Consider the following 13,392-nt stretch of genomic DNA (forward strand, 5'->3'; position numbering starts at 1 on the left):
GCGGGCTTGTTGTATTGGAAGAAAACTTTGTCGACAAGTAACAGTGAAAGTAACAAACCTGGCCAGCGTAACGCTCTGGTTCTCTCTGGGGGAGGTGCGCGTGCTGCCTATCAAGCGGGCGTTTTAAGGGCGCTTGCGGAACTGGTTCCAGAAGATAATCCTCGGCCCTTTCAAATAATCTGCGGCACCTCTGCAGGAGCTATGAACGCGATGCTTCTCGCCTCTCATACAGGTACCTTTAAAGAAGCTGTCGACAGAATGTGCTCTGTTTGGTTGCAGCTTAGTGTTGAGCAGGTTTATCGCACCAGTTGGCGTAGTTTACTTGGGAACCTGTTTTCTATCAGTCGTTCGCTCTTGAACCAAGGTGTGGGTAGACAAAAACCTTTGGCACTCCTGGATAACAGTCCGCTGCGCAGCTTGGTTGAGCGCGAGATAAACTTTGACAATATTCAAAAAAATATTTCGGCTGGGCATTTGCATGCCACAAGTGTTAATGCACTTTCTTATAGTGAAGGGCAGTCCGTCAGCTTTTTTCAGGGAGCGGAGAATGTTAAAGGATGGCAGCGGTTTCGTCGCTTTGGAGTACCCACTCAATTAACCTCGGACCATCTATTGGCGTCAGCAGCAATTCCTGCCATTTTCCCGGCGGTCAAATTGGATGGAGTTTATTTTTGCGATGGTGCCATTCGTCTGATGGCCCCGATTAGTCCGGCACTGCATCTCGGTGCCAAGCGTGTATTTGTGGTGGGTGTGTCGGACAACCGTTCTCCAGCCCATTGGGGGAGTCGAAACAGTCCTGCGCAGATGGAGTCCCCTTCGATGGCGCAAATAGCTGCTCAGTTATTCAATGCCGCATTTATCGATAGCTTGGAGGCAGACTTGGAGCATCTGGATCGAGTAAATATGTTACTTGACTATGTGGATCCAACAGATCATTCGGATTTGAAACTGTTGCGTTCGGTAGAGTCGGTTGTTATTGAGCCCTCGCAGAGTTTAGGGCGTCTTAGTGGCAGAAAACTTGGTCACCTTCCCTCGGCGCTACGCTGGTTATTCCGCTCTACGGGTGCGACCAATCCCGGTGGCGGTGTTTCTGCAGCCAGTTATCTATTATTTGAAAGGCCATATATCGAAGAACTTATCGATCTCGGCTATCAGGATGCCATGTGGGAAAAAGATAAATTGCGCAGTTTTTTGCAGCCGGAGCCGGAGGGTATAGCTGAGCGCAAGGGGCTATTTGGGATTCGCAGTAAATCTCAAGAAGAGGCTTCTCACGGTAATTCTGAACACTAACTTTAGTTTCTGCGCCCCTCATTTGCGTGACTAGCGCCTTTCATCTCAGTGAATATTTTTGCATCAAGTTTCTAAAGGGCGTTAAACGCCCTTAAATCCAATATTGTTCCGCCAAGACGGCGGAAGCCTTTAGCATTTATTTTCGCGCTTTCTTATGATTTTCTTGGGCTGTGTGTGCTCTCACTCACCTGAACAAGTAGCTTCTATATTTAATAGTGATGTCAATGCTGTCGGGTATTATCCAAGATGTTTTCTGTGTTTTTACTCGTGACTCTTTTTTCATTTAGTACAGGTAATCAGGATTTCGCCCAGATGATCGGTAGGGTTGATCGGGTTGAATATTTGGGGGGAGGCTTGGTTGTTTCTGGGTGGGCGTGTCAGAAAGGAGTATTCAAGTCAGTTTCTGTTGGTCTTTATCTAGGTGGAGACAGTAGAAGCGGGTTTCCATTAAAAGTTTCCAGAGCTGATCAGAAGTCGTCAAAGGGAATTGCCAATATATGTGATACCCAGGGCGTTCCCCATGGATTCAAGTTTTATTTGAATTATGAGGAAATGAAAAAATTTGTAAGAAAGAAGATCTATGTACATGGGTTCTCATCAAATCAAGGCAGATTCAGAGCAATTTCAAATTCTGGTAGATATCGGGTTGGGATTCCCTATATGAAATATACCGATATTACCTTGTTGCGAAGAACTTTTGATTTACAACCACTGGCTACGTTTGATGATCAGCATTTAAATTTAATTCCAATGCCCGGTGATGGCTATGCTCTGGAAGCTCAGTATATTCCTTATGAAAAGGGTTCGGAGAGAATTAGTACATCAACCCAATTAGCCAAATCTGTTTCATCGGCAACTCTCGCTTACGATGTGAAGTTTCATCGGAACTTCGAATTTGTTAAGGGTGGTAAGCTACACGGCCTTGCTGGTGGGGGACAGGCTTCAGGATGCGTACCTATTGATCCGAAGAGTTGGAGTGTGCGGGTTAAGTTTGGTGCGGAGGGTAGGGTTGGGCTCTATACCTATCATCAGGATAGAGTCGCTCGGTGTGGAGATGGGTATCAAGGGAATGACAGCTTTAGATTTGAGCGGGATACTTGGTATCGGATTGAGTTGTTTGTGCAATTAAATAGCAGTGCAAATAATGCTGACGGATATATCGAGCTATTTATAAATGGCAAAAAAATTATAGAGGAACAAGGGTTACGGCTGACTGGTAGTGATAGGGTAGCTATTGATAAATTTCAGTTCAGTACTTTTCATGGCGGTAGTTCAGCTTTGTGGTCACCCTCCAAAAAAGTCTATGCCTACTTTGACAATATTTCAGTGAAGCAAGGGAGAAAGATATATGGTCTTAAGGGGGCTGTATGCGAAAATGAGAAAGCTGGAATATACAATGGGTCAGGAGCTTGCTGTTCCAGCTCGTGTGGGGCCTGTGGCGGCCCTGGGTGCGGCCAATTAAATGGCGGAAGCTCAGCCTGCTGTACATCGGAAATTATTAATTCAGCGCCATTGTGCTCCTATCCTGGGCAGGTCGCCCCATGCACTATGTAAGGCTTGAGGGTTTCTGAGTAACTTGGAGGCTTTATAAATTAAAGTTTCCATTTAAATCGCTGAATTAATTGCAAGAAACTTCCCTGTATTTCGCATTGTATTTTCAGCTGAGAACCGCTCATCGGATGTTCAAGCTTGAGTTCAGATGCATGCAAAAGCAGTCGAGAGCACTCGAGTCTGTTGGCAAAGAAACGATTATGGGTTGACTTTCCATATTTCGGGCAGCCAATTAGAGGGTGATGGATATGCTTGAAATGCCTTCTTATTTGATGGCGCCGCCCTGTTTTCAATTGGATTTCTATTAGGGAATACCGGCTGGTTGGGTAGCGGTCAACCTCATAAGGTAACTCAATAGTCTCCAAGCGTCGGTGCAGTGTAACAGCCTGCTGACGCGGCAGATCCGTTTTTGGTCGTTTCCTCTGGTGTTTGAAGTCGGCAACGGGGGGGAGGGCATAGTCAATGACACCTTCTTCCGGGCTATACCCTCTACATACAGCAATATATTTTTTTGATGATAAATCACTTTCCAGCTGTTGCTGTACCTGCGCAGCAATCTCGCTGCTTTTCGCAAAAATAATAACACCGGAGGTAGGCTTATCCAGTCGATGTACTGGATAAAGAAAGCTACCACATAGGTCCCTCAAATATTGCAAAAGTACACGCTTTTCATGGCGGTCTATTTCTGATCTGTGAACAAGCCACCCCTCTGGTTTATAAGCGGCAAGTAAGTAGTCGTCTTCAAAGAGAATGGTAGGTTCTTGAGTGGTCATTTTGGGGGTGTGGCGACTGGACTGTAATTTCGGTAACACGATTTTATGGCATAGCGAGCCCTCAAGCTATGTTGAAAAGTAAAAGTTGGTTAGTGAATTCAGGGTAGAATTTTTATCGATAGGCAAAAAACAGGCTTGACATGGTACCAAATGAGAATAAACTGCACCTAAATTCCATTGCTGATCTAGTTTCAAGGTTAGCATTCTAATTGGCAGTATTTTTGAAGTGGATCGCACCACTAAGGAGCCGTGAAATGCGAAATGTAGATATCAAGAGTTTATTTGTTTAATCGCTTTTCACGCGCTTGAGCTTGGAAAGTGATATTGCTTTCCAAGCCAGACCTTCCAAAAGCCCTGGCAAATGCCGGGGCTTTTTTGTTTTAGCTTGGATTGCCGTTTCAGTTAAGTGGATTAATCCAGGGATAAAATATGCCTGTAAAAACAGTGTTAAATCGAAATGCAGCGCCTGGCACGGTACCGGTAAAAATCTATACCGATGATATTGAGCCCCAGGCAATGCAACAGTTAAAGAATATTGCCCAGCTTCCTATTGTGCACTCCCATGTTGCTGCTATGCCGGATGTGCATTTGGGAAAGGGGGCAACGGTAGGATCGGTGATCCCAACGGTAAGTGCGATAATTCCTGCTGCCGTTGGGGTGGATATTGGTTGTGGAATGAATGCGGTGCGAACTTCGCTACAAGCCCATCAGCTGCCAGACAATCTGAAAGCACTGCGGGACGCCATTGAGGTGAAAGTGCCGGTTGGTCAGGGACGACATAAACTGATCAGCGCCAGGGAATCTGCCTGCAAACTTTTAGCTCCCGGTGTGGATAGATTGTTTTCAAAGCATCCAGGGCTACTGAAGAAACTGCATCAGCCACAAAAAACCTGGGTGACCCAAATGGGTACATTAGGGGGTGGCAATCACTTTATCGAAGTTTGTATTGATGAGAGTGGTGCTGTCTGGGTGATGTTGCATTCGGGGAGTCGAGGGATTGGCAATGCTATTGGTCAGCATTTTATCCAGCTGGCCCGTCGGGATATGGCTGGGCATATGCACAATCTTCCTGATAAGGATCTGGCCTATTTCTCAGAAGGCTGCCAGAATTTTGACGATTATATTGAAGCGGTTAATTGGGCGCAGGAATATGCTCGCTGGAACAGGCAGGAAATGATGAAGCTTGTGCTTGGATGCCTGAAGGTCAGCTTACCAAAGTTTACTTTGACCACAGAGGCAATTAACTGTCACCATAATTATGTTGTTCGCGAGCGCCATTTTGATAGAGATGTATTCGTGACTCGCAAAGGGGCTATTAGTGCTCAGAGAGATCAGCTGGGAATTATTCCCGGCTCTATGGGGGCTAAGTCATTTATCGTGCGTGGGCTTGGCAATGAGGAATCTTTTTGTTCCTGCGCCCACGGAGCTGGTCGAAAAATGAGTCGTACAGCGGCTCGCCAGCGTTTTACCAGAAAGGACTTGGAAGATCAGACCCAAGGTGTGCAATGCCGTAAAGATAAGGGCGTTCTGGATGAGATTCCTGCTGCTTATAAGGATATTGATCAGGTGATGGAGAATCAGTCCGATCTTGTGGAAGTGGTGCACACGCTACGCCAGGTAATTTGTATCAAGGGGTAAATAAGGAGGTATCAATACAAGTTTTGAGTGAGAAGATATTTGGAAGAGTGGATCTACTAAAAGTAAAAGGTGAAGTTTTATGAAAAAGAAAGAAAAAATTCGTAGTTACGTTGCGCGTAATCCGCTAATGAGAAAGGGCGGTGCCCACGTAAAGGCAAAATCTTCGGGTCGTTTCGCTAGCAAGCAGAAGCTGCGTAAAGAGGTGCGGGAGTGCGACTCCCGCCCCCAGGCCTTTACTGCTATTTTTTCGTTGATATCGCCTCTTTAGTTAGCCGCGTTCTCTGCTAGCCTATTTCCCATTAGGCCAGTTGGGTAGAGCTTCCAAATATACCCAGCGCTTCTTAAATAACTTAAATAGTGAAATTTCGTGAATTAGGTGTTCTTGGTCATTTTCTGTATACCAAGCCTTAAATTCCACAATCGACTTTTTTAGTCCCGCCTTACTCTTAATAACTTCCAATTGTGTCCACTGGGTTTCAATATCCTCAGCTTGCAGTTCTGGGTAGGTGTCGGGATGCCAGGTTTTTTTCAGGTACCGAAAATTTCCGGTTGCAAAGGCCGTATAGCGACTGCGCATAACCGCTTCTGCATTATTAGGGTAAGCCTTTCCCGACAAATAGAGTCCGCAGCAGGTATCAAGGGGCTTGCCCGATCCACAGGGGCAGTACCGATCCGTCATAAATCATCTCTCCAGCGTGAACTTAACGCTCTCGTAACACTTTTTAACCATGTTTTCTGGTGAGGGAGCGTAGCATAGCTTGACCTTTGAATTGTTGCCGCTAAGATACCGACCAACCGGTTGGTTTTGATTGATGGTGCCCAGGAGGTTATGTGTCGAGAGTCGACAAAGCTGCCATTGTCCGAGCAGCAGAAGAAGTAGTCCGGGATCGCGGGGCGCGCAAGTTGACCCTGGATGCGGTGGCTGCACAGTGCGGGCTCAGCAAGGGCGGTTTGATTCATCATTTTCGAACTAAGCAGTCACTCCTGAAGGCGATGCTGGAGGCGGCAATAGCTCGTGAAGATGACAGTGTTGCCACTTTTGTGTCCTCCGGGGACAGCTTGTTGGTGTCGCGCTTGAAGAGCATTTTTGAATTGATGGAGGACGACAAGGGGCTGCCTCGCTCACTGATCGCCGCCGTGGCCGAAGACCCCATGTTGCTGGGACCGGTAAAAGACAAAGAGGAGCAGCAGCGTCGCGATATCTGCGATGCGTATCGTGACCCGGAAATGGCGGAACTGCTAATCCTGGCGGCCCAGGGCATGTTCCTGGGTCGCGTACTCGGTGTGGTTGAGTCTGAAGACCCGATTATTGAACGTTTACAGGGACGTCTGCTGGCGCTCTCTGCCGACCTGAACTAAAGGTCAGCCCCAGTTAATACAGTTTGTGGATGATGAATATGAATATATCGCCAAGATCGCGTTTCTCATTGGCCGTTTTGATTGCAGCAGTTGCAGTTCTGGCAGGATGCTCCGAATCGAAGACGGAGCAGGCGCAAGCAGAGCACGTCTGGCCCGTGAAAGTAGCTACCGTTGCCAGTAATGACCAGGTCAAAGATCGACAGTTTGCCGGTCGTGTTAAGGCAGTGCAGAGTGTCGACCTATCTTTCCAGGTCGGTGGGAAGCTGGACAAGCTCACAATTCGCGAAGGTGAAATTATTCCTAAGGGAACCCTGATCGCAGAACTTGACCAGCGGGATTACCTGCGCAGGGTAAAAGAAGCCCGATTAAATGTAGAGTTACTGGAAAAAACCCTCAATCGTCAACGCTCTCTGGCAGGGTCAAAAGTTATTTCACAGCAGCAGCTGGATGAAACGAAAAGTAACTTTGACTTGGCTAAAGTTACCCTGGAACGTGCTGAGCAGGACCTGGCATATACCCAGCTAAGGGTTCCATTCGATGCTTTGGCGACTCGTCAGCTGGTAGAGAATTACACCAATGTCCAGGCCGGCCAGGCAATTGTCCGTTTGCAGAATATTTCTGAAGTTCGAATTCAAATCTCCGTGCCTGAAAAGCTGTTGGCCACGGTTAATGAAGAGCAAGTCAACTCCATGACCGCCGAATTTGAATTTTTGCCGGGCAAGGAGTTCCCACTTACTTACCGTGAGCACCAGGCTGAGGCAGACAGCGTTACCCAGACTTACGTTGTCGAGTTTGGAATGCCCCGCCCCGAAAATGTACAGATCCTTCCCGGCATGACCGCTCGCGTTAGTGTGAAGTTGAATAAAGCGAGTGGTGATCTGTGGGTTCCCCTTTCAGCAGTGCAGACTGGCCCGGAAGGTAAGCCCTATGTTTGGCAAATTAATGCAGACCAGTCTGTTTCCAAAGCTTCCGTGATCCTCGGGCGTACTGATGGTGAGTCGGTTCAGATTAAAGATGGCATTAGCCCTTCTATGAAACTGGTTGCTACCGGCGGCCAGCACCTTTATGACGGTGCAAAAGTACGCAATTACGCACAGCACTAATTAGTGTGTTAGCTCTGGCCCTGTTAACAGTAGGGAAAATGTTGTGAAGATTTCTGACATATTTATAGAAAAGCCAGTTTATAGCTGGCTGTTGATGCTGATTTGCTTAATCGGTGGTCTTTGGGGGCTTTCAGATATTGGTCGCCTCGAAGATCCTGCGTTTACGATCAAGGAAGCCCGTGTTTACACCTTCTACCCAGGCGCCAGCGCCCAGCGTGTAGAAGAGGAGGTCACCGAAAAGCTTGAGGTGGCCATCCAACAAATGGGACAGCTGGACAAGGTCTCTTCCACCTCAAGTCCGGGAATGTCTGAAATTCGGGTGGAAATCAAAGATCAGTATGCCTCGCAGGAACTTGCCCAGGTTTGGGATGAATTGCGGCGCAAGGTTAATGATGCTCAAAGTGACCTGCCCAGCGGTGCTTTACCCTCCATTGTGAATGATGACTTTGGTGAGGTTTACGGTATTTATTATGCGATTACCGGAGAAGGGTTTTCGCTGACTGAAATGCGTGAAATTACCAAAGCGATTCGCCGGGAGTTACTGGGAGTTGAGGGGGTTGCCAAGGTTTCCCGCTCAGGCATTATCGACGAAGTGGCTTACCTGGATATTGATGAATCCCGCCTGGCCCAGTTTGGTTTTTCCCTGGATGACTTAGCGCAGGTACTGCAATCTGAAAGTTCGACCCAGAAAGTTGGCGAGATTGGAGGTCAGGATTTACGTACCCGCATACTGGTTGATAATCCTGCGAGTGACCTGGAATCCATTCGTAATATTCTCGTCGGCGTGCCCGGTTCTACCGCGATGCTGGCCGTTCGTGATATCGCCGATATTTCTCTCGGTTACGATGAAAGCCCAAGCTTTATTGCCCGATTTGATGGTAAGCAGGCCATTCTGCTGGGTGTTGCCGGTGCGGAAAATACCAATATCGTGAACGTTGGCAAGGCGGTAGAGGCCAGGCTGGAGCAGATTAAACAGGCATTGCCCCTGGGTGTAGAAATCCATCCTATTTACGAGCAGCACCAGGTAGTAGAGGAGAGTGTTGACGGTTTCCTCTTTAACCTGGTTTCCTCTGTCGTGATCGTTACTCTAGTACTTTGTGTATTTATGGGCTGGCGATCCGGTGTTGTGGTTGGCACTGTCCTCGGTTTGACCGTTTTGGGCACCGTGTTAATCATGAACCTGTTTGGCTTGAATTTGCAGCGGATCTCTCTCGGTGCCCTGATTATCGCCATGGGTATGTTGGTTGATAATGCCATTGTGGTTGCCGAAGGGATGCTGATGGGGGTTCAGAGAAAAGAAGAGCCTAAGAGTGCTGCCAGGCGCGTAGTCCGCCAGACTTTCTGGCCGCTGCTGGGTGCGACCATTATCGGTATTATGGCGTTCTCGGGCATCGGTCTGTCCGATGATGCTACTGGCGAATTCCTTTTCTCCCTGTTTGCGGTAATTGGTATCTCCCTGCTACTCAGCTGGATACTGGCGATTACTATTACCCCTTACCTGGGCTATCACCTGTTTAAGCCGGGTAAGCAAGCCGACTCGGATGATCCGTACGATGGCCGCTTCTACAACATGTATTCCGGTGCTTTATCAGGAGCGTTGAAGCGCAGGGGCCTGACCATTGCAGTACTTATTGTGGTGACCCTGGCCAGCTACTTTGCTTTCGGGTTTGTGAAGCAGGGGTTCTTCCCCAATTCAAATGCTCCTCTTTTTTATGTTAACTACTTCATGCCTCAGGGCAGTGATATTAACCGTACGGACAAGGCGCTTCAGGAAGCGACTGCATTCTTCCAGGAACAGGATGAAGTTGTCTCCGTAACGGCGGTAGCTGGTCGCGGGGCTGATCGCTTTATGCTGACCTATGCTCCCGAGCCACCCAATGCGTCTTATGGCCAGTTGATTGTCCGCACTGAAAACCGGGAGCAAATCCCCCAGTTGATTGAGAGTGCCAAGACGAAGTTGCGTGTAGCGCAGCCGGAAGCATTGATTACTTTCAAACGCCTGGTATTTGGTCCCGGTGGCGGATCGGATGTTGAAGTGCGTATTTCAGGTCCGGATTACCAGGCACTGCGTACCTTGGCGGTCAGTGTAGAACAGCAGTTCCGTGAAAAAGGACTGGAAGATATTCGTCACAACTGGCGCAGCAGAGAGCCTACTCTGCACGCACATCTGGATGATGAGCGGGCGCGAGTTGCCGGGGTTACCAATGCTGATGTCAGCCGTATGATTCAGTTTGCCACTGCGGGTTACACCGTTGGAGACTTTGAAAGCGGTGACCGTATTATCCCTATTGTTGCCCGTATGCCAGAGGGAGATCGCAATCAAGTGGGTTCACTGGAAGACCGCTTGGTGTGGAGCCCCAATGAGCAGGGTTATATTCCGGCAGGACAGTTGATTACTGATTTCGAGTTAACTGCTGATGAAGGATTGATCCAAAGACGCAACAGGGTACCGACTATTACCATCAGTGCGGATGCGCCTGAAGGTGTTACGGCAATGGCAGCCTTTGGCCGTATACGTCCCTGGGTTGAAGAGATGAAGTTGCCGCCAGGCTTCAAGGTTGAATTCGGTGGTGAGTACGAAAGTTCTACCGATGCGCAGAAGTCGTTAGGTAAAGGTTTACCCTTGGGCTTCCTGATTATGATCTTGGTGTCGATACTGCTGTTCGGTACTGTTCGGGAGCCGGTGATTATCTGGCTGGTTGTTCCTATGTGTCTCGTCGGCGTTGTTGTCGGGTTGTTGGCGACGGGATTACCATTTGGATTTATGTCTCTTCTCGGTGTCCTCAGCTTGTCTGGTATGTTGATTAAAAATGCCGTGGTATTGGTGGATGAGATTGAGGTTCAGACCCATGCAGGCCTACCGAGATTGACAGCTATCCAACGGGCCAGCGTTAGCCGCTTGCGTCCGGTATTCCTTGCCGCTGTCACTACTATTTTGGGAATGTCCCCGCTTCTGTTCGACGCTTTCTTTGCGGATATGGCGGTGACAATTATGGGTGGGCTTGGATTTGCTACGGTGTTGACACTGATTGCAATCCCTGTGTTCTATGCGGTATTCCACAAAGTGAGACCCAACGAAGTAATCGGCGGGGAAACTGAAACCAAGGAGCAACGCAAAGAGGCGGCTATTAGCGAACCTGTATCCGTTTAAAACATGTTTGCTCTAATTTGGGGCTGATCTAAGAGTCCCGTACCAAGTTACTATTCGCTTGGTACGGGATTTTTTTTGTCTTCGTTTTTCATCCATTAATTACCAGGTTGTTTTCTGAGAGGGAGATTTTCATTGAAACATATGAAGAGCTTTGTGCAGAAAATTAAATTTATTGAACTAAATTATTCTTCGTCTGTAATCAAACCTTATTAAGTCTGTCATTTAGCACAACTACTCTATGCCGCCTTTATAACTGGAACTGCCTTCGGGTGGGGAATCAACGCATTGGAGTGGCAATGAAAAATCATAAATTTTTCAAAAGAGCAGCGTTAGCTATCGCTATACCGGCAATTTTGGCTGGTTGCAGTGACGATAATGATGATCCGGTAGTGGTAACTCCAGATCCGGAAGTGCCTGAGGAAGTCAGTCTATTTGAATCAGTTGCTGGTTCTGAGGCTGCTGCGTATATTGGTCCTTCAACAATGCAGGTGCCACATGTTGTCGCCACGGCTGAAAACGTCAAGGTAATTAATCTGCTCAGCAATGGTTATCTCCCCACCGATTACTCCAGTGAAAACGTTCCCCAACAGGATATGCTTCCTATATTCGAGGAGCACCCAAGTCTCGATGCTGCGGATACGGATGGCCTTTATGTATTGTCTGGAGAGCCCGATGGTTTGGGGTATCTGGATAATGACGACGGTACATTTACCCTGTTTATGAACCAGGAACACTACAACTTTGTTGGCGGTGATGGGGTGGTGCTGGAGAACTCAAATCGCAGTCTCCGATCGACAGGCACCTTCATTTCAAAGTGGGTAATCAATAAAACCACCGGGGAAATTGAGGGTGGTGAGGACCTGATTAAAGGTGTTTATGCCTGGCGGCGTACCCTGTATGACACGGATGGTGAGGTTGCTGAATCTCCAGGATATACCTACGTAACACAAATGAAACCCTATTTTGATGCGGATGGGGACCTTGTGAATACGGGAGCATTCGAACGCTTCTGCTCCGCAACTCTGCCAGCTGAAACTGCTTTCTATAATGCGGAAAGCGGCAAAGGCACCCAGGTGCGGATGTTCTTGACTGGCGAAGAGAGTGACGGTGGCGAAAGCCTCAAAACTTACTACGATGGTTTGGTTGAGAAGCGTGGTTATGAGGGGTTGCGGTTTGATGCTTTTGGTAGCATCAGTGGTGAGGCGAGAGCCAAGAGTGAGATCGAGTCTGTCTACGAGTACGATAAATCGGAAATTTATATCGGACGCGGTATCGCTGTTTTGACAACCGGAGACAATGCTGGTGATGCTTATGAATTGCCACTACTCGGTAAATCTCGCTTTGAGAATATCGTACCCAACTATAAAGCACAGGATAAAACCATACTGCTGTCTGTCGATGATGAACGGCCTCGGGGTGATGAGGATGATGCTTATCGCAATGGGGGGTTTCTCACAGTTTATGTTGGTGAAAAAACCAATGAAGGCAGTGAAGTTGATAAGGCTGGCTTGACCAATGGTGAGCTGTATGCGGTTCGGGTTCTGGATAGCGATGGCGCGCCGGTGGTTGATTTTAGTGATAGTAACAATCGAGCGTTGTTTGACGATAACGAATTGATGTTTGAGTTGGTACAACTCTCCAGCCAGGATACCGACGGCGATGGGAAGCCAGAAGATATTCGCGATATGAGCCAGCAGGCCTTCCGCATTCATACCACTGGAATGGATGTCTCCCAGTGGCGTTCCCCGGAAGATGGTGATTGGGACCCATTAGATCCCAATAGCTTTTATTTTGGAGCCAAGTACGGTATATACCAGCTTGAGTTTTCGGATATCACCAATCCAATAGATGGTGGAATCATCAAGAGAGTAGTGAGTAGCAAATCTGATGGCGATATAACTGACAACTATGAAAATTTCGACAATATGGCAGCGGTTGCTGGTGTCGATAATAAGACTCGCCTGGTATTGCAATTTGATAAATCTAATTATTACTCACCAATCTACGTTCTCGACCCTGAAACCGGAGAGATGATTCGTGTTGCCGAATTTAACCCGGAAATTATCGGCGATAGTGAAGACGAGCTCGATCTGAAGATCGAGAAACAGCTGGCAAGTGGAGAATTGGAAGCTGAGCCTACTGACGAAGAATACCAAATGCTGTTGGAAGAGCATGTGGAGAGTAAGCCCTACCGTCAATACTACTCACAATCCTCCAAGGTTCGCAGTGGGCTGGATGATACCGGAATAGAGGCTGCGCTCTCTACCGATGCTGAAGCATCCGGGGTTATTTATGTGGGCGATATTCTGGGTGATGGTTGGTTCTTGAGTTCAACCCAGTTTCACTATGATTTTGAAGGTCGAGTGGATAGTTACCTGAATTCCTTTAATGTGCGTGACCAAAAAAATGGTCCCTCTACACAATTGATTCAGGAAATGATGGCCGGAGGACAGTTGCACGCAATCTATATCCCTCAAGCGGTAGGGCTGGACAAGTAGCAAAATCTATCGTTGATAAATTATGCCCT

General features: G+C 47.8%; 10 protein-coding genes. 8 read left to right on the top strand and 2 right to left on the bottom strand.

What is annotated here, in order from left to right:
• Positions 1-27 precede the first annotated feature (27 nt).
• Both ACJJI5_RS09255 and ACJJI5_RS09260 read left to right on the top strand, forming a co-directional pair.
• Complete coding sequence (locus ACJJI5_RS09255) at positions 28-1,290, top strand: patatin-like phospholipase family protein (protein WP_445356077.1); 1,263 nt, start codon at positions 28-30, stop codon at positions 1,288-1,290.
• 246 nt (positions 1,291-1,536) lie between these two features.
• On the top strand, positions 1,537-2,844 hold the full coding sequence (locus ACJJI5_RS09260) for a polysaccharide lyase (protein WP_445356078.1): 1,308 nt from the start codon (positions 1,537-1,539) through the stop codon (positions 2,842-2,844).
• 38 nt (positions 2,845-2,882) lie between these two features.
• Here ACJJI5_RS09260 and ACJJI5_RS09265 read toward each other — a convergent pair whose 3' ends face one another.
• A complete protein-coding gene (locus ACJJI5_RS09265) occupies positions 2,883-3,614 on the bottom strand; it encodes a pseudouridine synthase (protein ID WP_444957283.1) in 732 nt (243 codons plus the stop codon).
• A 429-nt stretch (positions 3,615-4,043) separates the two neighbouring features.
• Between ACJJI5_RS09265 and ACJJI5_RS09270 the strand changes: the two genes are divergently transcribed.
• Together ACJJI5_RS09270 and ACJJI5_RS09275 are read left to right on the top strand one after the other, a co-directional pair.
• On the top strand, positions 4,044-5,252 hold the full coding sequence (locus ACJJI5_RS09270; protein ID WP_445356079.1) for an RtcB family protein: 1,209 nt from the start codon (positions 4,044-4,046) through the stop codon (positions 5,250-5,252).
• A 79-nt stretch (positions 5,253-5,331) separates the two neighbouring features.
• A complete protein-coding gene (locus ACJJI5_RS09275; RefSeq protein WP_445356080.1) occupies positions 5,332-5,520 on the top strand; it encodes a hypothetical protein in 189 nt (62 codons plus the stop codon).
• Positions 5,521-5,541: 21 nt separating this feature from the next.
• On the opposite strand, the gene ACJJI5_RS09280 is transcribed toward ACJJI5_RS09275, so the two are convergent.
• Positions 5,542-5,931: a YchJ family protein gene (locus tag ACJJI5_RS09280; protein ID WP_445356081.1), complete on the bottom strand. Its 390-nt coding sequence runs from the start codon at positions 5,929-5,931 to the stop codon at positions 5,542-5,544.
• A 152-nt stretch (positions 5,932-6,083) separates the two neighbouring features.
• On the opposite strand from ACJJI5_RS09280, the gene ACJJI5_RS09285 reads away from it, so the two are divergent.
• The 4 genes from ACJJI5_RS09285 to ACJJI5_RS09300 all read left to right on the top strand — a co-directional run bounded on the left by ACJJI5_RS09285 (position 6,084) and on the right by ACJJI5_RS09300 (position 13,363).
• On the top strand, positions 6,084-6,611 hold the full coding sequence (locus ACJJI5_RS09285) for a TetR/AcrR family transcriptional regulator (protein WP_282933409.1): 528 nt from the start codon (positions 6,084-6,086) through the stop codon (positions 6,609-6,611).
• A 38-nt stretch (positions 6,612-6,649) separates the two neighbouring features.
• The gene (locus ACJJI5_RS09290; protein ID WP_445356082.1) at positions 6,650-7,714 is read left to right on the top strand and encodes an efflux RND transporter periplasmic adaptor subunit; all 1,065 of its coding nucleotides are present in this window, start codon (positions 6,650-6,652) and stop codon (positions 7,712-7,714) included.
• Positions 7,715-7,757: 43 nt separating this feature from the next.
• Entirely contained in the window at positions 7,758-10,865 is a 3,108-nt protein-coding gene (locus tag ACJJI5_RS09295; protein WP_445356083.1) for an efflux RND transporter permease subunit, read from the top strand.
• Positions 10,866-11,161: 296 nt separating this feature from the next.
• Positions 11,162-13,363, top strand: coding sequence for a hypothetical protein (locus ACJJI5_RS09300; protein ID WP_445356084.1), 2,202 nt, complete (start codon positions 11,162-11,164; stop codon positions 13,361-13,363).
• The last annotated feature ends 29 nt before the right edge of the window (positions 13,364-13,392 follow it).

The sequence above is a fragment of the Microbulbifer maximicatervae (SeqCode) genome, assembly GCF_052467955.1.

What these genes read in the sequence shown, in the direction of transcription:
- ACJJI5_RS09260 (WP_445356078.1), top strand. Translation starts at nt 1,537, where the DNA reads ATGTTTTCTGTGTTTTTACTCGTGACTCTTTTTTCATTTAGTACAGGT.
- ACJJI5_RS09265 (WP_444957283.1), bottom strand. Translation starts at nt 3,614, where the DNA reads ATGACCACTCAAGAACCTACCATTCTCTTTGAAGACGACTACTTACTT.
- ACJJI5_RS09270 (WP_445356079.1), top strand. Translation starts at nt 4,044, where the DNA reads ATGCCTGTAAAAACAGTGTTAAATCGAAATGCAGCGCCTGGCACGGTA.
- ACJJI5_RS09275 (WP_445356080.1), top strand. Translation starts at nt 5,332, where the DNA reads ATGAAAAAGAAAGAAAAAATTCGTAGTTACGTTGCGCGTAATCCGCTA.
- ACJJI5_RS09280 (WP_445356081.1), bottom strand. Translation starts at nt 5,931, where the DNA reads ATGACGGATCGGTACTGCCCCTGTGGATCGGGCAAGCCCCTTGATACC.
- ACJJI5_RS09290 (WP_445356082.1), top strand. Translation starts at nt 6,650, where the DNA reads ATGAATATATCGCCAAGATCGCGTTTCTCATTGGCCGTTTTGATTGCA.
- ACJJI5_RS09300 (WP_445356084.1), top strand. Translation starts at nt 11,162, where the DNA reads ATGAAAAATCATAAATTTTTCAAAAGAGCAGCGTTAGCTATCGCTATA.